This is a genomic window from Citrobacter sp. RHBSTW-00887 (assembly GCF_013728095.1).
Taxonomy (GTDB): domain Bacteria; phylum Pseudomonadota; class Gammaproteobacteria; order Enterobacterales; family Enterobacteriaceae; genus Citrobacter; species Citrobacter braakii.
The window spans coordinates 3252988-3276328 of the sequence record NZ_CP056267.1 but is presented as its reverse complement, the minus strand read 5'-3'; the positions used below and the strand labels follow the sequence as shown (position 1 = coordinate 3276328).

At 51.4% G+C, this 23341-nt stretch carries 21 protein-coding genes and 3 tRNA genes; 11 read left to right on the top strand and 13 right to left on the bottom strand.

Translation table 11 applies throughout. The annotated features are described in order from the left end of the window. Nucleotides 1–101 precede the first annotated feature (101 nt). Nucleotides 102–338 (top strand): acyl carrier protein, encoded by a 237-nt coding sequence (gene acpP / locus HV314_RS15725; protein ID WP_000103754.1) that lies wholly within the window; start codon nt 102–104, stop codon nt 336–338. Between the two features lie 85 nt (nt 339–423). Beyond that, complete coding sequence (fabF, locus tag HV314_RS15720; protein WP_016152642.1) at nt 424–1665, top strand: beta-ketoacyl-ACP synthase II; 1242 nt, start codon at nt 424–426, stop codon at nt 1663–1665. Between the two features lie 56 nt (nt 1666–1721). Here fabF and HV314_RS15715 read toward each other — a convergent pair whose 3' ends face one another. The 6 genes from HV314_RS15715 to HV314_RS15690 form a co-directional block, all read right to left on the bottom strand. Next, on the bottom strand, nt 1722–2243 hold the full coding sequence (locus HV314_RS15715) for a fimbrial protein (protein WP_181546089.1): 522 nt from the start codon (nt 2241–2243) through the stop codon (nt 1722–1724). Between the two features lie 14 nt (nt 2244–2257). Next, on the bottom strand, nt 2258–2791 hold the full coding sequence (locus tag HV314_RS15710) for a fimbrial protein (RefSeq protein WP_151222765.1): 534 nt from the start codon (nt 2789–2791) through the stop codon (nt 2258–2260). A gap of 11 nt (nt 2792–2802) precedes the next feature. Further along, nucleotides 2803–3810 (bottom strand): fimbrial protein, encoded by a 1008-nt coding sequence (locus HV314_RS15705; RefSeq protein ID WP_181546087.1) that lies wholly within the window; start codon nt 3808–3810, stop codon nt 2803–2805. Between the two features lie 13 nt (nt 3811–3823). Then, nucleotides 3824–6397 carry a fimbria/pilus outer membrane usher protein gene (locus tag HV314_RS15700; RefSeq protein ID WP_115190700.1) on the bottom strand — a complete coding sequence of 858 codons (2574 nt, stop codon included), beginning with the start codon at nt 6395–6397 and terminating at the stop codon, nt 3824–3826. Between the two features lie 40 nt (nt 6398–6437). Next, nucleotides 6438–7109 (bottom strand): fimbrial biogenesis chaperone, encoded by a 672-nt coding sequence (locus tag HV314_RS15695; RefSeq protein ID WP_046274796.1) that lies wholly within the window; start codon nt 7107–7109, stop codon nt 6438–6440. A 77-nt stretch (nt 7110–7186) separates the two neighbouring features. Then, nucleotides 7187–7729 carry a fimbrial protein gene (locus HV314_RS15690; protein WP_047359328.1) on the bottom strand — a complete coding sequence of 181 codons (543 nt, stop codon included), beginning with the start codon at nt 7727–7729 and terminating at the stop codon, nt 7187–7189. 343 nt (nt 7730–8072) lie between these two features. On the opposite strand from HV314_RS15690, the gene pabC reads away from it, so the two are divergent. The 6 genes from pabC to ptsG all read left to right on the top strand — a co-directional run bounded on the left by pabC (nt 8073) and on the right by ptsG (nt 14073). Then, nucleotides 8073–8882: an aminodeoxychorismate lyase gene (gene pabC, locus HV314_RS15685; RefSeq protein WP_181546086.1), complete on the top strand. Its 810-nt coding sequence runs from the start codon at nt 8073–8075 to the stop codon at nt 8880–8882. Between the two features lies 1 nt (nt 8883). After that, nucleotides 8884–9906, top strand: coding sequence for a cell division protein YceG (gene yceG / locus HV314_RS15680; RefSeq protein WP_046274793.1), 1023 nt, complete (start codon nt 8884–8886; stop codon nt 9904–9906). Then, complete coding sequence (gene tmk / locus HV314_RS15675) at nt 9896–10537, top strand: dTMP kinase (RefSeq protein WP_016156195.1); 642 nt, start codon at nt 9896–9898, stop codon at nt 10535–10537. Before yceG ends, tmk begins: the two co-directional genes overlap by 11 nt. Further along, nucleotides 10534–11538, top strand: coding sequence for a DNA polymerase III subunit delta' (holB, locus tag HV314_RS15670; protein ID WP_016152653.1), 1005 nt, complete (start codon nt 10534–10536; stop codon nt 11536–11538). The genes tmk and holB overlap by 4 nt, the downstream gene beginning before the upstream one ends. A gap of 10 nt (nt 11539–11548) precedes the next feature. After that, a complete protein-coding gene (locus HV314_RS15665) occupies nt 11549–12346 on the top strand; it encodes a metal-dependent hydrolase (protein ID WP_181546084.1) in 798 nt (265 codons plus the stop codon). 293 nt (nt 12347–12639) lie between these two features. Beyond that, the gene (gene ptsG / locus HV314_RS15660) at nt 12640–14073 is read left to right on the top strand and encodes a PTS glucose transporter subunit IIBC (protein ID WP_181546082.1); all 1434 of its coding nucleotides are present in this window, start codon (nt 12640–12642) and stop codon (nt 14071–14073) included. 55 nt (nt 14074–14128) lie between these two features. Here ptsG and HV314_RS15655 read toward each other — a convergent pair whose 3' ends face one another. The 5 genes from HV314_RS15655 to HV314_RS15635 all read right to left on the bottom strand — a co-directional run bounded on the left by HV314_RS15655 (nt 14129) and on the right by HV314_RS15635 (nt 19367). After that, nucleotides 14129–15907: an aminopeptidase P family protein gene (locus tag HV314_RS15655; RefSeq protein ID WP_181546080.1), complete on the bottom strand. Its 1779-nt coding sequence runs from the start codon at nt 15905–15907 to the stop codon at nt 14129–14131. Between the two features lie 15 nt (nt 15908–15922). Continuing rightward, nucleotides 15923–17377, bottom strand: a complete 1455-nt coding sequence (locus HV314_RS15650) for an AMP nucleosidase (RefSeq protein ID WP_016152657.1) — start codon at nt 17375–17377, stop codon at nt 15923–15925. Nucleotides 17378–17495: 118 nt separating this feature from the next. After that, nucleotides 17496–18812 (bottom strand): shikimate transporter, encoded by a 1317-nt coding sequence (gene shiA / locus HV314_RS15645; RefSeq protein WP_181546078.1) that lies wholly within the window; start codon nt 18810–18812, stop codon nt 17496–17498. A 213-nt stretch (nt 18813–19025) separates the two neighbouring features. Continuing rightward, a tRNA-Asn gene (locus HV314_RS15640) sits at nt 19026–19101 on the bottom strand. 113 nt (nt 19102–19214) lie between these two features. Further along, nucleotides 19215–19367, bottom strand: coding sequence for a hypothetical protein (locus HV314_RS15635; RefSeq protein WP_181546076.1), 153 nt, complete (start codon nt 19365–19367; stop codon nt 19215–19217). 60 nt (nt 19368–19427) lie between these two features. Between HV314_RS15635 and nac the strand changes: the two genes are divergently transcribed. After that, on the top strand, nt 19428–20345 hold the full coding sequence (gene nac / locus HV314_RS15630) for a nitrogen assimilation transcriptional regulator NAC (RefSeq protein WP_016156200.1): 918 nt from the start codon (nt 19428–19430) through the stop codon (nt 20343–20345). A gap of 101 nt (nt 20346–20446) precedes the next feature. Further along, nucleotides 20447–21397, top strand: coding sequence for an HTH-type transcriptional regulator Cbl (gene cbl, locus HV314_RS15625; protein ID WP_181546074.1), 951 nt, complete (start codon nt 20447–20449; stop codon nt 21395–21397). Nucleotides 21398–21439: 42 nt separating this feature from the next. Here the strand turns inward: cbl and HV314_RS15620 are convergent. After that, nucleotides 21440–21515, bottom strand: a tRNA-Asn gene (locus HV314_RS15620). A 99-nt stretch (nt 21516–21614) separates the two neighbouring features. After that, nucleotides 21615–23102 carry an EmmdR/YeeO family multidrug/toxin efflux MATE transporter gene (locus tag HV314_RS15615; RefSeq protein WP_049040618.1) on the bottom strand — a complete coding sequence of 496 codons (1488 nt, stop codon included), beginning with the start codon at nt 23100–23102 and terminating at the stop codon, nt 21615–21617. A gap of 160 nt (nt 23103–23262) precedes the next feature. On the opposite strand from HV314_RS15615, the gene HV314_RS15610 reads away from it, so the two are divergent. After that, nucleotides 23263–23338: transfer RNA gene (locus HV314_RS15610), tRNA-Asn, on the top strand. Nucleotides 23339–23341 lie beyond the last annotated feature (3 nt).

The window sequence follows — 23341 nt, the reverse complement described above, 5'->3', positions numbered from 1 at the left end:
AATCGTGGTAAGACCTGCCGGGATTTAGTTGCAAATTTTTCAACATTTTATACACTACGAAAACCATCGCGAAAGCGAGTTTTGATAGGAAATTTAAGAGTATGAGCACTATCGAAGAACGCGTTAAGAAAATTATCGGCGAACAGCTGGGCGTTAAGCAGGAAGAAGTAACCAACAATGCTTCCTTCGTTGAAGACCTGGGCGCAGATTCTCTTGACACCGTTGAGCTGGTAATGGCTCTGGAAGAAGAGTTTGATACTGAGATTCCGGACGAAGAAGCTGAGAAAATCACTACCGTTCAGGCTGCCATTGATTACATCAACGGCCACCAGGCGTAAGTGAACATCTCCAGGCGGTCATTCGACCGCCTGAGTTTTATCTTTTTATCCCACTTGAATTATTTTCCCTCCCTGGAGGACAACCGTGTCTAAGCGTCGTGTAGTTGTGACCGGACTGGGCATGTTGTCTCCTGTCGGCAATACCGTAGAGTCTACCTGGAAAGCTCTCCTTGCCGGTCAGAGTGGCATCAGCCTGATCGACCATTTCGATACTAGCGCCTATGCAACGAAATTTGCTGGCTTAGTAAAGGATTTTAACTGTGAAGACATTATCTCGCGCAAAGAACAGCGCAAGATGGATGCTTTCATTCAATATGGAATTGTCGCTGGCGTTCAGGCCATGCAGGATTCTGGTCTCGAAATTACGGAAGAGAACGCTCACCGTATTGGCGCCGCTATCGGCTCTGGTATTGGCGGTCTCGGATTGATCGAAGAAAACCACACCTCTTTGGTGAATGGCGGTCCACGTAAGATCAGCCCGTTCTTCGTTCCGTCAACGATTGTTAACATGGTGGCAGGTCACTTGACCATCATGTACGGCCTGCAAGGGCCAAGCATCTCCATTGCGACCGCCTGTACTTCAGGTGTGCATAACATTGGTCATGCAGCACGTATCATTGCATACGGCGATGCAGACGCGATGGTTGCGGGTGGTGCAGAAAAAGCCAGTACCCCGCTGGGTGTGGGTGGTTTTGGCGCGGCACGTGCGCTGTCTACACGTAATGATAACCCGCAAGCGGCAAGCCGTCCGTGGGATAAAGAGCGTGATGGCTTTGTGCTGGGCGACGGCGCAGGCATGGTGGTACTGGAAGAGTACGAGCATGCGAAAGCGCGCGGTGCAAAAATCTATGCTGAAGTCGTTGGTTTTGGCATGAGCAGCGATGCTTACCACATGACGTCACCACCTGAAAACGGTGCGGGTGCTGCGCTGGCAATGGTCAACGCACTACGCGATGCGGCTATCGAAGCGGGTCAGATCGGCTATGTCAATGCGCATGGCACGTCTACTCCTGCTGGCGATAAAGCCGAAACTCAGGCAGTGAAATCTGTCTTTGGCGATGCGGCAAGCCGTGTGATGGTAAGCTCCACTAAATCCATGACCGGACACCTGTTGGGTGCGGCGGGCGCGGTAGAGTCTATTTTCTCTATCCTGGCGCTGCGCGATCAGGCTATTCCGCCAACCATCAACCTGGATAACCCGGATGAAGGTTGTGACTTGGACTTCGTACCTCACGAAGCGCGTCAGGTTAGTGGTCTGGAGTACGCACTGTGTAACTCCTTCGGCTTTGGCGGGACTAACGGTTCGTTGATCTTTAAACGCGTTTAGTTATTTACACTGCAAAAAAGCGGAGCGCCCAGGCGCTCCGCTTTTTTTTCTTGTGTTTACTGATAGGTGAAGGTGAGCTGTACGGTAGTACGAAACTCACCCGCTGTTACCTGGCCGGTTGGCGTGTACATTCTTGCTGAAAGTGGAAACACGACGTTATGGCTGCTATCAATGCTAACCTGATAAACAGCTCCTGGTGAGATCTCGGTGAGATGATCTCGCGTCATTATTTGCAATGCCATTCCGCTTGCATCACCCTGAGTATTCGCAAACTTGGTGGCATCGTCATTGTCTACTTCGCCACTGAAAAGGGCGGTTACTTTTGTTGTTGATGCAGGGCAGGCAGAAAGCGTTAGCTCAAAGTCCTGCCATTCACTGGTATCACCGATATTAGGGTAATCAACGGCGCGCGCCTGTTCGAAATTAACCGTCTGATCGACCGTGTTAGTATCCACTGTACAGGCGGAAGCGACGACAGTACCACTCAGATTGATGTCCGTAGCTTGTACGGATTGCATGCCGCTTACTGCCCACAAACAGGCCAAAGCAGGCAGCACTTTGTTTATCTGTTGCACCATTTTCCCATCCTGAATTACTGGTAGGTAAAGGTAGCTTGTACTTGGCCGACGATAGTACCTGGCATCACGTTACCTTTGGATACTGCACGGGCGCGCATTTCCAGGTCATAGGCGTGGGTAGCACTGGGAATCGTGACGTTGGCAAGAGAAGCACCATTTTTGTATACAGCGTTACCGGCATTATCGGTGAGTTCTAGTTTGAGGTTGGTCGCAGTGCCCGTGTTTTGGTAGAAATCCGGGTCTGTGTCTGCGGTTCCAGCAAACGACACAGTGAAAGAGCTGGTTGATGCCGGGCAGTTGGTTAATTTTAAGATAACGTCTTTCCATGCTGTTGCACTGCCGGCGGTCGCGAGGTCGTTAGCTTGAATGGACGTACCTAAATCGACGGCAAGAGAAGTATTACTACTGTTAACCACACACGGTGATGCGATAACCTGCCCGGTAATGTCAATATTCACCGCCTGGCCCGCCGCCTGGCTGGTGGCAGAAAATAATCCACTGCAGGCCAGAATAAATATTGTCGCTGTTTTTCCATTGATAATTTTCATACGCAGTCCTTTTAATTATAGGTTACTTGAAGCTCAATAGCTGTTTTTACAATACCGGCAGTGACAGTTTCGGTATTATCAATAAAATATCCCACTTTAAAATCAGGGATGTCATAATTACCGGAACCGTCATAATTATTGATTGCAATAGCGCTATTCGCCGGATGCGGTGTTCCATCCGTATTTTGCAGTTGTATATAAACATTGCTTGCATAGCCTTGCCCAGTCATGGTGTTTAACACACCATTTGCTGCATTATGGGTTCCATAAACAGCAGTGAAACGATAAGAAATACCATCAACAGCGCCAGGGCAAGAATTTAAAGAAATTTTTGGTGCTTGAATAACGTTTTGTGCACCATTTTGCAATTGATTGCCATATAAGTTCGGAAGCTTAATTTCGCTTGGCGCAACAATAGTACATGCATCAATCGGAATGTTTGAATATATACCTGACAGAATAAGTCCGGAGCTTTTCGTGAGTGGCGATACTCCAGTCGCAGACCCATTATGAATGTTTAGCGTTACATTAGGCAGAGTGGTTACTTTTCCCGCCGGTACTTTTTCAAGTAATCTGACCAAGCGATACTTGAGGTGGTAGTAACCGCCGACACTGTATGTTCCCGAACCGCTAGTCTTCGTTAGATACAGGGGATAGTTAGGTGCGGTTATGCTTTCCAAAGAATTTAAGACAATCCCTAATGTGCTGGGAGCAGCAACAAGATATTGCACCCCGATACCAGGATTATTCGTAGCCCAGGTAACGCCATCACCTAGCAGAGTGCCATTAACTGTCAGGTCTATATAGGCATCCCGATTACTATAAGGGAGGGTATACATTAAAATTGAGCCTCTGTCAGTCCAGCCGCTTACACCACCAACCGCAGCAGGGATATGCAAAGGAGCAAGCACATAATTCATGGTACCCCAGTCGACTCTGGAGACATAATCTGCCAATGCCGGTGTAATATTCAATAAGCAACTCGCAGTCAGGGTCACAATGGTTAATAGCTTCTTCATATATTATTTCCTGTTATCGGCAGTTTGCTTTGACTACAATGATATTACTAGTCGGCGCACTGTTCGGTAATTGCCATTGCGCCTGGCACTGCTCATTCGTTCCACGTCCCCATTTTGCTGTGACTGTACCCGCGTCTTTCATCCCCGTGAGGTAGACAATACCGCCATCACCCACAATGGAACCAGATGTATTTGGTGTACTGCTGTCCGTAACCATTGCACCGAATGGAACGTTCTCACCGTTGCTACGAACTAAAGTCATCAGCACGCGTTTGCCAATTCGAGTATCAAAATGCGCTCGAACTATTGCACCACGGGTAGGGGTGATTGTTTGGGTCGTCAGTTCAATATCTGCGTCTTCGGGGAGTGTTTCAGTGTTCAACGAGATTGTGCTTTCGCGGTAAGGCGAAACATACGGAACGACGGTATAACCCCGAAAATCGGTTTTAACACCGTTCTGATTGTTTATCGCTACCCCTTCCGTTCCCGGCGCTTCTACCAGTACAGCGGTTTCACCGAGCGCCTGACTCAGTGTGATACCGTGGGCATGGGCCACCATTCCGCCTTCAATACCGTAGCTCACGCGTTTTTGGTCATGATCGTAGCTGTAGGCAGAGTTAAGGCGTGCGTAGGTTCCCTGATAATCCAGGCTAGCGTAACCACCGCTGCCTTCACCATGATTAGTTTCGCTTTCCTGCACATTCCAGTTCAGGTTACGTTCTTCCAGCGCTGAGCCGCTCAAGCCGACCGTATGGCTGGTATCGCCTTTTTTGCTGGTATTGAAACCATAGTTTGCGTAGCTGTTGCTTAACCAACGATCAAGAGGGATATTCATGCTGAGCGAGAACACCTGATCTTCGTTGTATATCTTTTCATGCTCATAGTTACGACTGCTACTACTGTTATCGGTGGTATTACGGTTATAGCTATAGTTGAGGTTCCAGGAGATGCCAGCCCAGTTGTTGCTGTAACCCACGCCAATGGATTGCATCTGACGATCGCTGTTCCAGTAATCTTCACTTATCGCATTCAATGACAGCGAACCCAGGCTTTCACCTATATTCTGGTTGAGCTGAAATTCGGCCCGATTACGGCGGCGATGATTATTGGTTCGCCATTCATCATCACGCCAGGTGTCGAGAACTTCCTGTAGGGTGTAGTAGCCTGAGGTCGAATAGCGATAGCCTGAAATGGAAATATTCGTACCGGTTGCGAGGATGTTTTTGCTGTAACGAATACGCCAGGACTGACCTCCTTCTTTATCCTGATCTTTCTGTGTTGACCAAGCCTGGGTTCCATCAAGGGAAACTGCACCTAACGTACCGAAGTTCTTACCAAACCCGGAGAGCAGTGACTGGTAGTGTTGCGAGAACTGCCCACCACCATAGACCGTAAATCCATCCGGAAGACCATAAATGACCGATGCCTGAGTAAACATCTCTTTATCAATATCGCTGTCATACGGACGATATTGTCCGCTGGTCAGGTTGTATTTCAGACGACCTTCACGTTGTAGAACGGGGAGGGAGGCGAATGCCACAGTCTGATGCTGTTCGCTGCCGTCAGCTTCTTTGATGGTGACATCAAGGTCACCGCTGCTGCCGGTTGGGTACATGTCGGTAATTTCAAATGCACCGGGGGAGACATAACTCTGGTAAATGGTGTAGCCATTCTGTTTGATAACGACCTGGGCATTTGTTCGCGCAATGCCTCTTACCACGGGTGCATATCCGCGAAGACTGTCGGGTAACATGTCATCATCTGAAGCTAACTGTATACCGCGAAATGGCACGCTGTCGAACATATCTGAAGGCGCGGTGCTGTCGCCCAGAGTTAACTGGCCTTTAAGCGAAATAACGTCGTGCTGGGCATAGGTATAGAGTGAATCCCAGCTTTCCTGAGCGTTGCCGTCATTGACGTCACGATTCCAGGTACTGTAGTTGCGAATGCGCCAGGAACCGATATTTAACCCAGGCTGGAGACTCAAATAATAACTTTCGTAATCGCTCATGTCGTTAGTGCGCGCTTGGGTATCCGCACCGGTAAAGTTGTAGTTGAGCAGTAGAGCATTAATCCCTGCGTCGAGCCGCTCTGGGGCGATGTAGCCTCGTGCGAGGTTATCGATGGCGGCTTGAGGAATAGAAAACAGCAATTGCTGGCGCTCAAATGCAAATTCTGCGCTGGCCTGGGGAATTGCAGAGAGGTTAGCGCAGTCGCCGTTGGCGGCTAATCGTGGGAATGCCTCAGTACGGATACCAAACTCGCGCAGCATATCGATACTCAAACAAGGCTGCAAGGTGGATTCACCCTGTGCATTTTTGTGTGTCACAAAGTCAATATTACGCACACCTACTGAGGTTTTGTTGACTATCACGTCAACACGATAAGTACCGGGTAACTGACCGATGCCTTCTTCAAAGGCTGAGAGGTCCGTTAACTCTTTTCCTGGCCCATCAATCCCTAACAGTGCAGGGTTAAAATAATCGCGAGCCATCGCGGAGTGAGAAATTGGCAGCATACACTGTAGCGCAATAAACCACGCTAATCGGCTAAATTTCATGTTTTTTTTAATACTATTTGCATTCATTCCGATGTCCTTTCGGCGGAGTAATCACCTTGCGCCATAATTAACGCGAGCGGTGTTCCGCTCCTGCGGAACCGAAGTCATTGATAATGACCCAACTGATATCACCACTGGCACCTGCTGGAAGGGTAAAAGTGGCGCGACTCATTGGTGCGACGTAGCTGGCGTCTTTCACCGTGCTGCCGCCCACTTTGACGGAGCTAAAGTTCATGTAGTACGGTGTTGGGTTGGTAACGGTGACTGAATTGCCGCTGCGCTGCCAGGTCAGTTTGTCGGTGAATTTTTCAGGCTGTTCAGTCAGCGATTGCGGCCGATAGATCAATTTAATGCGTGTTTTTACGGCAATTTGCAGCGTGTTCGCGCTGTCATTTTTTTCGGTCGCTGGGATGGATTTGATATTCATCCAGTACAATGATTCTCTATCTTCAGGAAGGTTGCCACCAGCGCGAATAATACGCAGCGTGTTTTCCTGCTCCGGGCCTAAGCGAAAAAGTGGTGGGGTAATCATAAACTGCGTTTTATCACCGTTTTTTTCCCCCGTGTCGCTCCAGGACTGGATTAAATAAGAGGTTTTATCCGGGTTTTTAACGCTAATCGAGGTCTCCTTTTTATCGCCTTTGTAAATAATTCGTGTTCCACCGACAATAATCCCGGCCTGCGCGGAACTCATTACTAGTAGCAGCGCCGCGACAGTAAAAGGAATAGATTTCTTCATGTGTTCTACCTCGAAGAATAAAGCCGGAGCAACCCGGCTTAGTTAATTACTAATGATGGGGATTAATTTCAGCGCAATTAGTTGTAAGTCAGAGTAAAGTTGACCGTACCGTTTGCATCACCAGCGGTGACAGCTGATTTTGTTGAAATATAACGGGCAAAGAAGTCGAGTTCAGTTTCTGCTGCTGCATCAGCATTGATAGTGACTGCATTAGAAGCAGTCCCCAGCGCTAATGGGGTGCCATCAGTGTTCAGTAACTGGATAGCTACGCCATCCGCTACGCCTGTGTTACCATAGTTGGTCAACTGAAGATAATCGTTATCGGTTATATCAGGAGTACCGTCATATTTTACAGCGACGGGTTTACCTAGCAGATCTGCCGGACAGGCGGACAGTACCATAGAGAATTTAGTGGTCGCAGCCGTATCGCCGGCGTTGGTAAATGCAGTTTTAGCTACTTCGCCCAGTTTAACGTTCTGGGTGCTGGTAACGGAGCCGTTAATCTGGCAACCTGCTTCAATAATTTTACCGGTGAAATTTACTTGACCATCCTGGGCCATTGCAGAAGATGCGACACCCATAAAACCCAAAAACGCGACAGCAGCCAATTTTCCTTTCATTATAAAAATCCCTTTGAATTGATGTAAAAATTAATTGATATATATTTACCTTAACGTAAATATATGCTGGAAGTATGCCGTAATGTAATAGGTATTAACACAAATAATATCTTAAGATTGATTTCATTTTTTCTAAATACATTAAAATTTAGTATTGTATTTGTTTTTTGTATTTAACCTGTTTACGTATATCTTTTTTTATTGGGGTATTTCGTCTCGATGACGTTGATATGATATAGATTGTTCTGTTGGTGTTCGTTCCGGAAAACATAAATGATGCCGATAAAATGCTTGCGAACCCTGCCTTCACCTGACAATCTGAGATATAAAATTCGGAGGGTGAATGTATCTTATCAATGGTGAGCCGATTGAGCGCGTGGCGGTAAACGATCGTGGACTGCTCTTTGGGGATGGTTGTTTTACAACGTCACGTATTATTCATGGGAATATTACGTTGTTTTTTTCCCATTTAGCTCGTCTCGAAAAAGCCTGTGCGCGGCTCGCGATCCCATTTCTCGACTGGGCTACGTTAGCGGAGGAAATGCGTCTTGTTGCGCGCACACAGCAAGACGGCGTGCTTAAAGTCATTATTACTCGTGGGGTCGGTACGCGTGGCTATAGCACAGTAGGTTGCGTGCAGCCCACGCGAATAATCAGCACCTCCTCATACCCCACGCATTACGCCTGCTGGAAAGCCGAGGGCGCAACCCTTGCGCTTAGCCCGGTTCCGCTGGGACGTAATCCTTATCTCGCGGGTCTCAAACATTTGAATCGCCTTGAACAGGTGCTGATCCGCGCTCATCTTGAGCAGACAAACGCCGATGAGGCGCTGGTCCTTGACAGCGAAGGGTGGCTTACGGAATGCTGTGCCGCGAATTTATTCTGGCGCCGGGGAATGGATGTGTTTACACCGTGTCTTGATCAGGCGGGCGTTAACGGTATTATGCGCCAGCACATTATCAGGCAGCTCGCCGCTTCGCCATATCGGGTGGCGGAAGTTGCCGCTCGCCTTGAGACGCTGGTCGATGCGGACGAAGTTTTTATCTGCAATGCACTGATGCCGATTGTTCCGGTGCAAAAATTTGAGGGCCAACGCTGGCCGTCGCGCGAACTTTACCAATATTTAGCCCCACTGTGTGAGTTGTCTGATTAGCATGAAGAAATTGTTAGGCGTTTTATTATTGTTGCTGGTAGTGATGGGTATCGCTGCCGGGTTCGGCGCGTGGAAAGTTCGCCAACTGGCGAACAGTACGCTACTCATCAAAGAAGAGGCTATTTTTTCCCTGAAGGCAGGCACCGGGCGTCTGGTGCTGGGCGAGCAACTTTATCGCGAAAAAATCATCAATCGTCCGCGTGTGTTCCAGTGGCTGCTGCGTGTGGAACCCGAACTGTCGCATTTTAAAGCCGGAACCTACCGTTTTACGCCCGACATGACAGTCCGGGACATGTTGCAACTGCTGGAAAGCGGTAAAGAGGCGCAGTTCCCGTTACGTCTGGTTGAAGGGATGCGTTTGAGCGACTACCTCAAACAGCTTCGTGACGCCCCGTACATCAAACATACGCTGAGCGATGATAATTACGAGACCGTTGCTCAGGCGCTGAAGCTGGAGAACCCGCAATGGGTAGAAGGCTGGTTCTGGCCAGATACCTGGATGTATACCGCCAATACAACCGACGTGGCGTTGCTAAAACGCGCGCATCAGAAAATGGTTAAAGCGGTAGACTCGGTCTGGGAAGGGCGCGCTGAAGGCCTGCCTTATCAGGACAAAAATCAGCTGGTAACCATGGCCTCTATTATCGAAAAAGAGACTGCGGTTGCCAGCGAGCGTGACCAGGTGGCTTCCGTCTTTATTAACCGCTTACGGATTGGCATGCGTTTACAGACCGATCCGACGGTGATTTACGGGATGGGGTCACGGTATAATGGCAAGTTGTCGCGTGTGGATTTAGATACCCCGACCGCCTATAACACCTATACCATTACGGGGTTGCCGCCTGGCCCGATTGCCATGCCGGGAGAGGCCTCATTGCAGGCCGCGGCGCATCCGGCAAAAACGCCGTACCTCTATTTCGTGGCTGACGGTAAAGGCGGTCACACGTTTAACACCAATCTTGCCAGCCACAACCGGTCCGTGCAGGATTACCTGAAAGTGCTTAAGGAAAAAAATGGGCAGTAACTATATCGTCATCGAGGGCCTGGAAGGCGCCGGAAAAACCACTGCGCGTAACGTGGTGGTAGAGACACTTGAGCAACTCGGTATTCGTGACATGGTTTTTACCCGCGAACCGGGGGGAACTCAGCTCGCGGAGAAACTAAGAAGTCTGGTGCTGGACATTAAGTCGGTGGGTGACGAGGTCATCACTGACAAAGCTGAAGTTCTGATGTTTTACGCCGCGCGCGTACAGCTGGTCGAAACCGTTATTAAACCTGCGCTGGCAAAAGGCGCATGGGTAATTGGCGACCGTCACGATTTGTCGACCCAGGCGTATCAGGGGGGCGGACGCGGCATCGATCAAAACATGCTGGCAACCCTGCGCGATGCTGTGCTCGGTGATTTTCGCCCGGACCTGACGCTCTATCTGGACGTGACTCCAGAAGTCGGATTGAAGCGTGCCCGTGCGCGCGGCGAGCTGGATCGTATTGAGCAGGAATCTTTCGATTTCTTTAATCGCACCCGCGCGCGCTATCTTGAACTGGCTGCCAAAGATGCCAGCATTCGTACCATCGACGCTACGCAGCCGCTGGAAGCTGTGATGGCTGATATCCGCAATACCATCACCCAGTGGGTGCAGGAGCAGGGCGCATGAAATGGTACCCATGGTTACGGCCAGATTTTGAAAAACTGGTAGCCAGCTACCAGGCGGGTCGTGGTCACCATGCGTTACTGATTCAGGCATTACCCGGAATGGGTGACGACGCGCTGATTTACGCGCTCAGTCGCTATTTAATGTGCCAGCAGCCGGAAGGGCATAAAAGCTGCGGACACTGCCGGGGCTGTCAATTGATGCAGGCGGGGACGCATCCTGATTACTATTCGCTGCTGCCGGAAAAAGGCAAAAGCACGCTGGGGGTTGATGCGGTACGTGAAGTGAGTGAAAAGCTGTACGAGCATTCACGCCTTGGCGGTGCGAAAGTGGTGTGGATCCCTGATGCTGCCCAGTTAACTGATGCTGCTGCCAATGCTCTGCTAAAAACGCTGGAAGAACCGCCAGCACAAACCTGGTTTTTCCTCGCCAGCACAGAGCCTGCGCGATTGCTGGCGACATTGCGCAGCCGCTGCCGGTTACACCATCTTGCGCCGCCGGCTGAGTCGTACGCAATCTCCTGGCTCGCCCGCGAAGTGACCGCATCTCCAGAAGCTCTGTTGAGCGCATTACGCCTGAGCGCGGGTTCGCCTGGTGCGGCACTCTCGTTGTTACAGGCTGAAAGCTGGGCGCATCGCACAGATTTTTGTGCGGCACTGGCAAACACATTAAACGCAGGTGACTGGTATATCCTGCTCGCGGCGTTAAACCACGATCAGGCCGCCGCCCGTTTACACTGGCTGGCAACGTTGTTGACGGATGCCTTGAAGCGTCCGTATGGGGTTTCCCATTTAACCAATCCTGATGCGCTGGACCTGATATCTTCTATCGCAGAACGGTTATCCGTCGCCCGGATACAGGCGATACTCGGTGACGTTTGTCATTGCCGTCAGCAGTTGCTGAACGTAACAGGCGTAAACCGTGAACTGGTGTTAACCGATCTTATCCTGCGTATTGAGCATTACCTGCAACCAGGCACCGTACTGCCTGTTCCCCATCTTTGAGAGAGACATTATGTTTTTAGTCGACTCACACTGCCATCTTGATGGCCTGGATTATCAATCTCTGCATAAGGACGTGGATGACGTGCTGGCGAAAGCAGCCGCACGCGATGTGAAATTCTGTCTTGCCGTCGCGACCACTCTGCCAGGATACCGCAGTATGCGCGAACTGGTCGGTGAACGTGACAATGTGGTGTTCTCCTGCGGCGTGCATCCGTTAAATCAGGATGAAGCCTATGATGTTGAAGATCTGCGCCGTTTTGCCGCCGAAGAGGGCGTTGTGGCGATGGGGGAAACCGGGCTGGACTATTTCTATACGCCGGAAACAAAGGTGCGCCAGCAGGAATCTTTTATCCATCATATTCAGATTGGCCGTGAGTTACACAAGCCAGTTATCGTACATACCCGCGATGCGCGGGCCGATACGCTGTCTATTCTGCGCGAAGAAAAAGTGACGGATTGTGGTGGCGTACTACACTGTTTTACAGAAGACAGAGAAACGGCGGGCAAATTACTGGACCTCGGATTTTATATCTCGTTTTCCGGCATCGTCACGTTCCGTAACGCAGATCAGCTCCGTGATGCCGCCCGCTATGTTCCTCTGGATAGGTTGCTGGTTGAGACGGATTCTCCCTACCTTGCGCCTGTACCGCATCGTGGAAAAGAGAACCAGCCTGCCATGACCCGTGACGTTGCGGAGTATATGGCCGTAGTGAAAGGTGTTGCCGTTGAAGAACTGGCGCAGGCAACCACTGATAACTTTGCCCGCCTGTTTCACATCGACGCTTCTCGCCTGCAATCCGTTCGTTAACTGACTTTTTTTAAAGCTCGTAATTAATAAGCAAAGCGAGTAAAGTTCACCGCCTCAAAATGGGCGGTGAATAACCGGTTTGACACATTCAGAAACGCATTTTATCGGAATGTGCGGATTTTACGGCCATCCACGACTGAATTGTGATAGCCGTCAAACAAAAACAAACTGAATTATTTTACTCTGTGTAATAAATAAAGGGTACTTAGATGCCCTGTACACGGCGAGGTTCTCCCCCCTCGCTAATGCGTGAGAACGTAGAAAAGCACAAATACTCAGGAGCACTCTCAATTATGTTTAAGAATGCATTTGCTAACCTGCAAAAGGTCGGTAAATCGCTGATGCTGCCGGTATCCGTACTCCCGATTGCAGGTATCCTGCTGGGTGTCGGTTCCGCTAACTTCAGCTGGCTGCCAGCCGTTGTATCGCACGTAATGGCAGAAGCAGGCGGTTCTGTTTTTGCAAACATGCCGCTGATTTTTGCCATCGGTGTCGCGTTAGGCTTCACCAATAACGACGGCGTATCTGCACTGGCATCCGTTGTTGCCTACGGCATTATGGTTAAGACCATGGCTGTTGTTGCGCCGCTGGTTCTGCGTTTACCTGCTGAAGAGATCGCAGCTAAACACCTTGCTGATACGGGTGTTCTCGGGGGGATTATCTCCGGTGCGATTGCAGCGTATATGTTCAACCGTTTCTACCGTATCAAATTGCCTGAGTATCTTGGCTTCTTTGCGGGTAAGCGCTTCGTTCCTATCATTTCTGGTCTGGCCGCTATTTTCACCGGTGTGGTTCTGTCCTTCATTTGGCCGCCGATCGGGACTGCTATTCAGACGTTTTCCCAGTGGGCTGCATACCAGAACCCGGTCGTAGCGTTCGGTATCTATGGCTTCATTGAACGCTGCCTGGTGCCGTTTGGTCTGCACCATATCTGGAACGTTCCATTCCAGATGCAGATCGGTGAATACACCAATGCTGCGGGCCAGGTATTCCACGGCGATATCCCTCGCTATATGGCGGGTGACCCGACTGCGGGCAAACTGTCTGGTGGCTTCCTGTTCAAAATGTACGGTCTGCCGGCTGCCGCTATCGCTATCTGGCACTCTGCTAAACCAGAAAACCGCGCGAAAGTGGGCGGTATCATGATCTCCGCGGCGCTGACCTCGTTCCTGACCGGTATTACCGAACCGATCGAGTTCTCGTTCATGTTCGTGGCACCGATCCTGTACATCATCCACGCAATTCTGGCTGGTCTGGCATTCCCGATCTGTATCCTGCTGGGTATGCGTGACGGTACGTCGTTCTCCCACGGTCTGATCGACTTTATCGTTCTGTCCGGTAACAGCAGCAAACTGTGGCTGTTCCCGATTGTCGGTATCGGTTATGCGATTGTTTACTACACCATCTTCCGTGTGCTGATCAAAGCGCTGGACCTGAAAACTCCGGGTCGTGAAGATGCTACCGAAGACACCAAAGCGGGTGCGTCCGGCGAAATGGCTCCGGCCCTGGTTGCGGCATTCGGCGGTAAAGAAAACATCACTAACCTCGATGCGTGCATCACTCGTCTGCGTGTCAGCGTCGCTGACGTTGCCAAAGTGGATCAGGCTGGCCTGAAGAAACTGGGTGCGGCGGGCGTTGTAGTGGCGGGTTCCGGTGTTCAGGCTATCTTCGGTACTAAGTCCGATAACCTGAAAACTGAAATGGATGAGTACATCCGTCACAGCTAAGCAGTAAAAAGTTGGGGAGAATTAAGGCAGCCTGCGGGCTGCCTTTTTTAATGTATTAATTAGCCTGAACGCGAATCGGCGCAGTGGCGGCGAACAACCACGGACGAGCCTCTGCGTTCACGCGTGGGGATAACGTCTCTCTGACCTGCTGGTGGTAATCATCAATCCACTGCTTTTCAGCCTCACTTAGCAGATTCAGTTCAACCAGACTTAAATCAATCGGCACCAGCGTCAGCGTTGAGAAGCGACAGAAGCCAGGACGACTGTTGATAATCTCCACCTGATTCTCAATACGGATCCCATATTCTCCGGCCAGATAATAACCCGGCTCGATGGTAATGATATTGCCCGCAACCAGGGGCCAGGGGTTTACTTTTTTGGCAATGCGATGGGGCTGCTCATGGATCAGGAGCTGATGGCCTACGCCGTGTCCCGTACCGTGATCAAAATCCAGACCCAGATCCCACAGCGCCCGACGGCTAAAGGCATCCAGCTGATGACCCTGAGTGCCGCTGGGAAATTGCAGCGAGATAAGCGACAAAAAGCCTTTTAACACAGCGGTGTAATGCAGACGACGCTGCGGATCCTGTGGACCAAACGCGAGGGTGCGCGTTGTATCCGTCGTACCATTATGGTACTGGCCGCCGGAATCATTCAGATACATGGCCTGAGAGGTAATGGGCGTATTGGTTTTTTCGCTGGAATGGTAATGGCACATTGCGGCATTGCTGGCTGAGGCCGAAATCGTGTTGAAGCTTTGCTCGATAAATCCCGGCTGCTGCTGGCGAAATTCCAGTTGCCTGGCCTGCGCTTCCAGCTCAGTGACCGGATTGCCTGCCGCTTCGCGCAAGGGAACTTCATGCGTAAGCCATGCCAGAAAGTTAACCCAGGCCGCGCCATCTTGTTCATGGCATTCCCGATAGCCCGCCAGTTCAACGTCATTCTTGTGCGCTTTCATCAAGGTGATGGGATCGGGTGCCCATAAGACCTCGCCACCGTGTTCTACAATGGCAAAACGCAGCGCGACCGGGGCGTAGTCTTTATCGACCAAAAAGCGTTTCCCTTTGGCCAACTGCTGGCAGCGGGCAAGAAAACTCTCTTGTGGGGCCAGCGTGAGCGTATTCAGCAGTGCAGCAGGGAGCTGCTGGGTTTTGTTGCTATCCACAAACCATTCCAGCTCGCCGCTGCGATGGAGCAGGGCGAACGAAAACGGCACTGGCACCATTGGCAGATCGGAACCGCGCACATTCAGCAGCCAGGCAATGTTATCCGGCAGCGTGATCGCCAGAACGTCGGCCTGTTGTTGCGTGAGCAGATCCACGACGCGGGCACGTTTTTGTGTGCTGCTTTCCCCGCTGATTTCAATGGGCATTTCATGAATGATGCCGCAGGGTGCTGCCGGCCGGTCAAGCCATACCTGGTCGAAAGGATCTTGCTCAAGAGGCACCAGCTCGCAATGGGTCGCCGACAGTGCTTCAAACTGGCTGTTGACCATCAGCAACGGTTCAAAACCGATACGCGCGCCCGCAGCAACGTGAGACTGCAAATAGTCGGCCAGCGGTTCGTCATGTAAATGGTGAATTTCAAAATCATCCAACGAGACTTCATTGCGCACCTGGACCTGATAGCGTCCATCGACAAACATTAATGCGCGGTCGCGCAGGACCAACGCGAGACCAGCGGAGCCGCTAAAACCGGTCAGCCAGGCCAGCTTATTGTCATGCGGTGTACAATCTTCGCTTTGGTGAGCGTCGGCGCGCGGAACAATCATGCCATCCAGCCCTTGCGCTAACAGCAGGTTGCGCAGAGCGGAAAGAGGAGTTGAGTTGTGCATAGTTACCTTCAGGCCTTAACGGAACGGCGGTTCGTTGAACGTACGTAATTTACGGGAGTGCAGTCGATCGCCTTCAGCACGCAGACGATCAATTGCCCGGATACCTATTTGCAGGTGCTCGGAAATGGCACCTTCATAAAAACGGTTGGCCTGACCAGGCAGTTTGATCTCGCCGTGCAGCGGTTTATCGGAAACGCACAGCAGCGTGCCGTAAGGGACGCGGAAGCGGTAGCCCTGGGCGGCGATGGTGGCGCTTTCCATATCAATAGCCACCGCGCGACTGAGGTTAAAACGCAGCGCAGAAGCGGAATAGCGTAACTCCCAGTTGCGATCGTCGGTGGTGACGACGGTACCGGTACGCAGGCGCTGTTTCACCTCCTCGCCGGGCATGCCGCTGACTTCTTTGGTGGCGTCATACAGTGCGCGTTGTACTTCCGCAATGCTCGGAATCGGAATATCCGGCGGTAGTACGGCATCCAGCACATGGTCGTCACGCAGATAAGCGTGGGCCAGAACATAGTCGCCAATCGCCTGGCTTTCGCGCAGGCCGCCACAGTGTCCAATCATCAGCCAGACGTCAGGGCGCAGGACGGCCAGATGATCGCAAATGGTTTTGGCGTTAGACGGGCCAACGCCGATATTGACCAGCGTGATCCCCTGACCGTCGGCGGTGATTAAATGCCAGGCGGGCATCTGATGTTTCTTCCAGGCGAGATCGGAGATGGCCTCTTCCGGAGCTTCCGTTTCAGCGGTGATCCAGATCCCGCCCGCGCATGACAGCGCGATATAGGGGCTGTTCGGATCGAGGATCTGGCTGCAACCCCAGCGCACGAACTCATCGACATAGCGGGTGTAGTTGGTGAACAGCACAAATGGCTGGAAATGTTCAACCGGCGTTCCCGTGTAGTGACGCAGTCGTGCGAGCGAAAAATCTACTCGTCGGGCGTCGAAGTGCGACAACGGGGAGAATTCCGCCGGATGATAGGTACCATCGGCTGTTTCATCGCCAATTTGTGACAACTCGGTAGTGGGGAAATGGCGCGTTAATCCGGCGCTCATTGAGCGGTCGAGCGTCAGTTCAGAACCGTCGATCACATAGGGATAAGGGATTTCATGCTGCGACGGTTCGACGGAGATATGCGCATCATAATCCTGATACAGCAGCGTGAGTTGTTCTTCAAGATAGGGACGAAAAAGCGACGGACGGGTGATCGTAGTGGTATAGCTGCCCGCATGGGTAAAACGGCCATAGGCGCGGGTTTTCGGGGGATTGGTGGCGCTGCCATCCCAGGTGACACAAAGCGATGGGTAAACAAAAAGACCATTATGGCGGGCAATTATGTCAGGGAGCGTCCCTGTTTCAATGTACTTACCAATGGCGCTACGCAGTGCTTTAACCGACTGCTCGTACAGCGCGTCCAGTTTATCCAGTGCCTGAGTTGGGGTCAGGCTGGAGCCCTTATTGTTCATGTCTGTCTCCTTGTTCCACAGATGTACTGCTCTCCCGATAGTATGTCACAGGAATATGAAACAAAAGTCAGACGTTGAGGAAGATTGTGCGAAGGTCGAATGACCTTCGCATCAGGGCTTAACTGTGCTGCTTATCCCGCATCAGCAATGCAGTGGCGGCGGAAATAAGACACCCGGCCATCAGATAAATGGCCACGCTGTGCCAGTCTCCGCCCGAGAATGTTACCAGTGCTGCAGCAATGAAAGGGGTAAAACCACCGCCAACCACACTTGCCACCTGATAGCCAACGCCTGCGCCGCTGTAGCGATAACTTGCGCCAAACAAACCGGTAAACATAGGCTGCTGTACGCAGACCACCATATCGTGCGCAATATTGGCCAACATAATCGCGAAGAACACGATCCAGAAAATAGACTGTGCTTCCAGCGCCATAAAGAACGGGAAGGCGCTCAGCGTACCGACCAGTGCACCGGTAATGTACACGCGCCGTCGACCAAAGCGGTCGGCAAGCCAGGCAAAGCAGGGGATGGTCAGACAGCTCAGTCCTCCCACTAACAAACCGATATTCAGAAACAGCTCGCGGGGTAGGCCCAGGTTCTGCGTAGAGTAATTAAGGGCAAACGCGGTGACGATATACATCGTCAGCAGTTCACATAAGCGCAAGCCGATAATTTTTAAGAATGCGCCTGGATGACGGATTAACGCCTCGACCACCGGTAACCGCTTTTTCTCGGGTTGCGGTTCCTGCTGTTGCTGTTCGAATTCGGCTGATTCATCCATTCTGTTACGCATCCACAACGCGCCCAAAACCAGTACGATGCTGAACAGGAACGGAATACGCCAGCCCCAGCTCAGGAACTGCTCATCGGTAGTTTGCGAGCTAATCAGTGAGACCAGACCGGTAGAAAGCAGCAGTCCGACGCCGTAACCGACCTGAACGCCACTGCTGTAGAAGGCTTTTTTATTTTTCGGCGCGCTTTCGACCGAGAGCAACGCCGCGCCGCCCCATTCACCACCAACGGCGAATCCCTGAATGGCGCGCAGCGTCACCAGCAGCACAGGGGCCCACCAGCCAATAGTGTCAAAAGAAGGAATAATCCCTATCAGCGCAGTGGCAATCCCCATCATCCAGACGGTGAGCATCAGCATGCGTTTACGGCCAAGGCGATCGCCAAAGTGGCCGAAGATAACCCCGCCTAACGGACGGAACAAAAATCCGACGCCAAAGGTGGCAAATGCGGCAAGTGTTCCCATTGCCGGGCTAACCTGCGGGAAGAACTCGCGATTAAAGACCAGTGCGGCGGTGATGCCATAAAGCAGAAAATCATACCAGTCGACCACGGCGCCAGCGAAGCTACCAAGCGCAGCGCGTCGGGCACGATGAAGCGAAGAGACGTCCTCTTGGGGACCCGTGGAGGTGAGAGTGGAATCCATAGTTATCCTGTCTGTACTGTCTTTTAGTTATTAGTATTTGAATTGGGCTACACACATTGCAGTCGATATATTAACGACCGTTATGAGATTACCGCGACAGACGGGAAGAGAAAACGATTATCTCCCTCACCAGAGGGCTACATGAAAAATAAGATGAATGAAAAACAGAAAAGCAAGAAGCCTGCTTAGTTTCCTAAGCAGGCTTCTTAAATTTGGCTCCTCTGACTGGACTCGAACCAGTGACATACGGATTAACAGTCCGCCGTTCTACCGACTGAACTACAGAGGAATCGTTTGAACGAGGCGCATATTAGCGAGGGCGATGAGGCTTGTCAAAGGGGGAAATACATTTGTGCGTTCGTTTGCTGACAAAATCAGCAAAGCGGCGATCTTTCCGTCTTTTTATGCTTTTGCCCCATTCTGGTGCGCGTCTACCTCTTCCAGGGCAGCCAGAATGAGAGGTTCAGGTGTGCAAAAAGTCCATTCTTCACCTTTGATCCTGACTTTACGCGGTTTTAGCCGTAAAACACGGCTGCTGGCTAAACTGGCAAGCATCTTGCAATCCTGAATTTAATGACTGCCAGCACGGGTTCTGGTATTCCGACAGGAGGCAAAATGAACTTCAGACGACTGAAATATTTCGTGAAAATCGTCGATATTGGTAGCCTGACCCAGGCAGCGGAAGTGTTGCATATCGCGCAACCTGCGCTGAGCCAGCAGGTTGCTACGCTGGAAGGCGAACTGGATCAGCAACTGCTGATTCGCACCAAACGCGGCGTCACACCGACGGAAGCGGGGAAAGTGTTGTATGCCCATGCGCGGACGATTTTACGCCAGTGCGAGCAGGCACAACTTGCGGTCAATAACGTAGGTCAGACCCTGGGGGGACAGGTCTCTATTGGCCTGGCACCGGGGACGGCGGCGTCAGCCATCACTATGCCGTTATTACAGACAGTACGAGCAGAGCTGCCCGATGTGCTGGTCTATTTGCATGAAAACAGTGGGGCGGTGCTGAATGACAAGCTGCTCAGCGGGCATTTAGACATGGCGGTGCTCTACGAGCGCTCACCCGTGGCGGGTATCAGCAGTCAACCGTTGCTTAAAGAGGATCTGTACCTGGTCGGGACGCGTGATTGCCCGGGGCAAAGCGTCGATTTAGCCGCGGTGGCGCAGATGAATCTGTTTTTGCCACGGGATTACAGCGCAGTTCGCCTGCGTGTAGATGAAGCTTTTTCGCTTCGTCGCCTGACGGCCAAAGTGATTGGCGAAATTGAATCTATCGCCACCTTAACGGCTGCCATCGCCAGTGGGATGGGCGTCACAGTGTTGCCTGAGTCAGCGGCCCGTTCATTATGTAATGCAGCGAACGGCTGGATGGCGCGGATAACAACCCCGTCGATGAATCTGCCATTATCGCTGAACGTCTCAGCCAGAGGGAGCTTATCGCCGCAGGCACAGGCCGTGAAGGAGATCCTGTTGTCGCTGGTAAGCCGTCCGGCACTGGAAAACCGCGAGCTACAGCTGGTCAGCTAAACCTTATTCCCTCCAGGAATAAGATGCGGGTTTTTATTATTTGTTATGCCGGGCATCAGACTTTAACAATAGCGTAATGTCTGATGTGCCCGGAGCGAAAAGTGAATTTCCAGCAACTTAAAATAATCCGCGAGGCGGCCCGTCAGGATTACAACCTGACGGAAGTCGCGAATATACTGTACACCTCGCAGTCGGGAGTCAGCCGACATATTCGTGAACTTGAAGATGAACTTGGCATTGAGATTTTTATCCGTCGCGGTAAACGCCTGCTGGGCATGACTGAACCGGGCAAAGCCTTGCTGGTTATTGCCGAGCGTATTCTGAATGAGGCCAGCAACGTTCGCAGACTGGCGGATCTGTTTACCAATGACACGTCCGGTGTACTGACGATTGCCACCACGCATACACAGGCACGCTATAGCCTGCCCGCGGTGATTAAAGCCTTTCGTGAGCTCTTCCCTGAGGTGCGTCTGGAACTGATCCAGGGTACACCGCAGGAGATTGACGTGCTGTTGCAAAACGGTGGGGCAGACATCGGGATTGCCAGCGAGCGACTGAGCAGCGATCCGCTGTTGGTAGCTTTTCCCTGGTTTCGTTGGCACCACAGCCTGCTTGTTCCTCACGATCATCCCTTGGTGAAAACGTCTCCTCTCACACTGGAATCTATCGCCCAGTGGCCATTAATTACGTATCGTCAGGGGATTACGGGGCGTTCCCGTATCGATGAGGCATTTGCCCGTAAAGGGTTAGTGCCGGATATTATCCTCAGCGCCCAGGACTCGGATGTGATTAAAACCTATGTGTCGCTGGGGCTGGGAATCGGGCTGGTGGCAGAACAATCCAGTGGAGAGCAGGAGGAGGGGAGCTTAACCCGTCTGGATACCCGGCACTTATTTGATGCAAATACCGTCTGGCTGGGCCTGAAACGCGGGCAACTGCAGCGCAACTATGTCTGGCGATTTATTGAGCTATGCAACGCAGGGTTATCCGTCGATGAAATCAAGCGCCAGGCGATGGAGCCAGATGAAGCCGTGATTGATTATCAGATATAATGCAAAAAGCCTGCTTAGTTTCCTAAGCAGGCTTCTTAAATATGGCTCCTCTGACTGGACTCGAACCAGTGACATACGGATTAACAGTCCGCCGTTCTACCGACTGAACTACAGAGGAATCGTGTGAACGAGGCGAATATTAGCGATGCCACTCAGCGTTGTCAAAGCCTGAATAGATAAATGCGATCGTTTGCTGAAATATTCCCCATTTCGCCGCTTATTCAGACGCAACCGGTTGTTTTATGCACTTTTCACGCTCGGGGCGAGGGTATTTCCATAACCAGCGGCCTGTAACCATACGCCAGTAAAATAACGCGGCGCGCACGGCCCAGTCGAAGAACATCCCTAACCAAACGCCGACTACGCCCCATCCTAATACAATTCCCAAGGTGTAACCCGCCACAACGCGACAGCCCCACATGCCCAACATCGATACCCACATCGCAAAACGCACATCACGTGCGCCCTTAAACCCTGATGGTAGCACCCAGGATGCTGCCCATATCGGCATAAACGCTGCATTGAGCCAAATTAGGATGACTATGACCTCTTTTACATCCTGATCGTGGGTATAAAATGAGGCCATAACGCCGGCAAAGGGGGCGGTTAGCCAGGCGATGGCGGTTAAGCCGATTGTTGAGAGCCAGAATATATGGCGTAACTGGATTTCCGCTTGGGCAATCTGACCATTTCCCAGACGCCTGCCGGTAATGATTGTCGACGCGGAGCCTAAAGCATTCCCCGGCAGGTTGATGAGCGCGGCGATGGAAAATGCAATGAAGTTTCCGGCAATTACGCTGGTTCCCATGCCGGAGACAAACATTTGCGTTAACAGTTTACCGCCATTAAATAGCACTGACTCAATACTTGCCGGAATACCGATCCCCATAACTTCCCAGATAATGGCGAGATTGAGCGGCTTAAAATAGCTTTTGAAGGGAATACGCAGCGCCGGATTAAAACCAATCATCAGCACCCAGATAATGGCGAACGCACCGATGTAGCGTGAAATGGTCAGCCCGAGTCCTGCCCCCACAAATCCCAGCCCTTGCCAGGAAAAGACCCCGTAGATCAGGATGCTACTGATAATGATATTTAGGATATTCATACCGCCATTAATCAACAGCGGAATTTTGGTATTTCCGGCTCCGCGGAGTGCGCCGCTACCGATCAAAGCAATGGCTGCCGCCGGGTAGCTGAGCACCGTTAGTTCCAGATAGGTGAGTGCCAAGGCCTTAACATCGGGGGTTGCTTCACCGGCGACAACGTCAATAATCTGTTCACCAAAATAGTGAATGACCGCTGCCAGCACGGTAGCAAAAATCGTCATGATCACCAGCGATTGTCTGGCTGCTGCCCTTGCCCGTCGACGATCTCGTTTTCCCAGGCTAAATGCTACCACCACCGTGGTTCCCAGATCGATGGCGGCAAAAAACGCCATGATGACCATATTGAAACTGTCGGCGAGACCAACGCCAGCCATTGCTTCTTTTCCCAACCAGCTAACAAGGAAGGTACTCAGTACGCCCATCAACAGTACACAGGTGTTTTCCAGAAAAATGGGGACCGCAAGCGGAGTGATTTCGCGCCAAAAGAGAACCTTATAACTCTTGCGTTTGGCATACCAGGGCGTGCGGGAAGCGACCTGGCGTAAGGCAGCGGAGACGTTCAAAGTGGACCTTAAAGAAGAAAGTTGAAACCTCATTTCAAATGATGAGGGAGAATCCAAAAAGCTGCAAAGTTTTTTCCATTTAAAATGTCTGGAAATGCAACAAACTGTCGAGAGAAGCATCAATTGAAACTTATTCGGGGAAATGGGGTTTGACAAAATTTTTTTCGCCGCTAAGATAAGCCTCCACAACGATTCCTCTGTAGTTCAGTCGGTAGAACGGCGGACTGTTAATCCGTATGTCACTGGTTCGAGTCCAGTCAGAGGAGCCATAT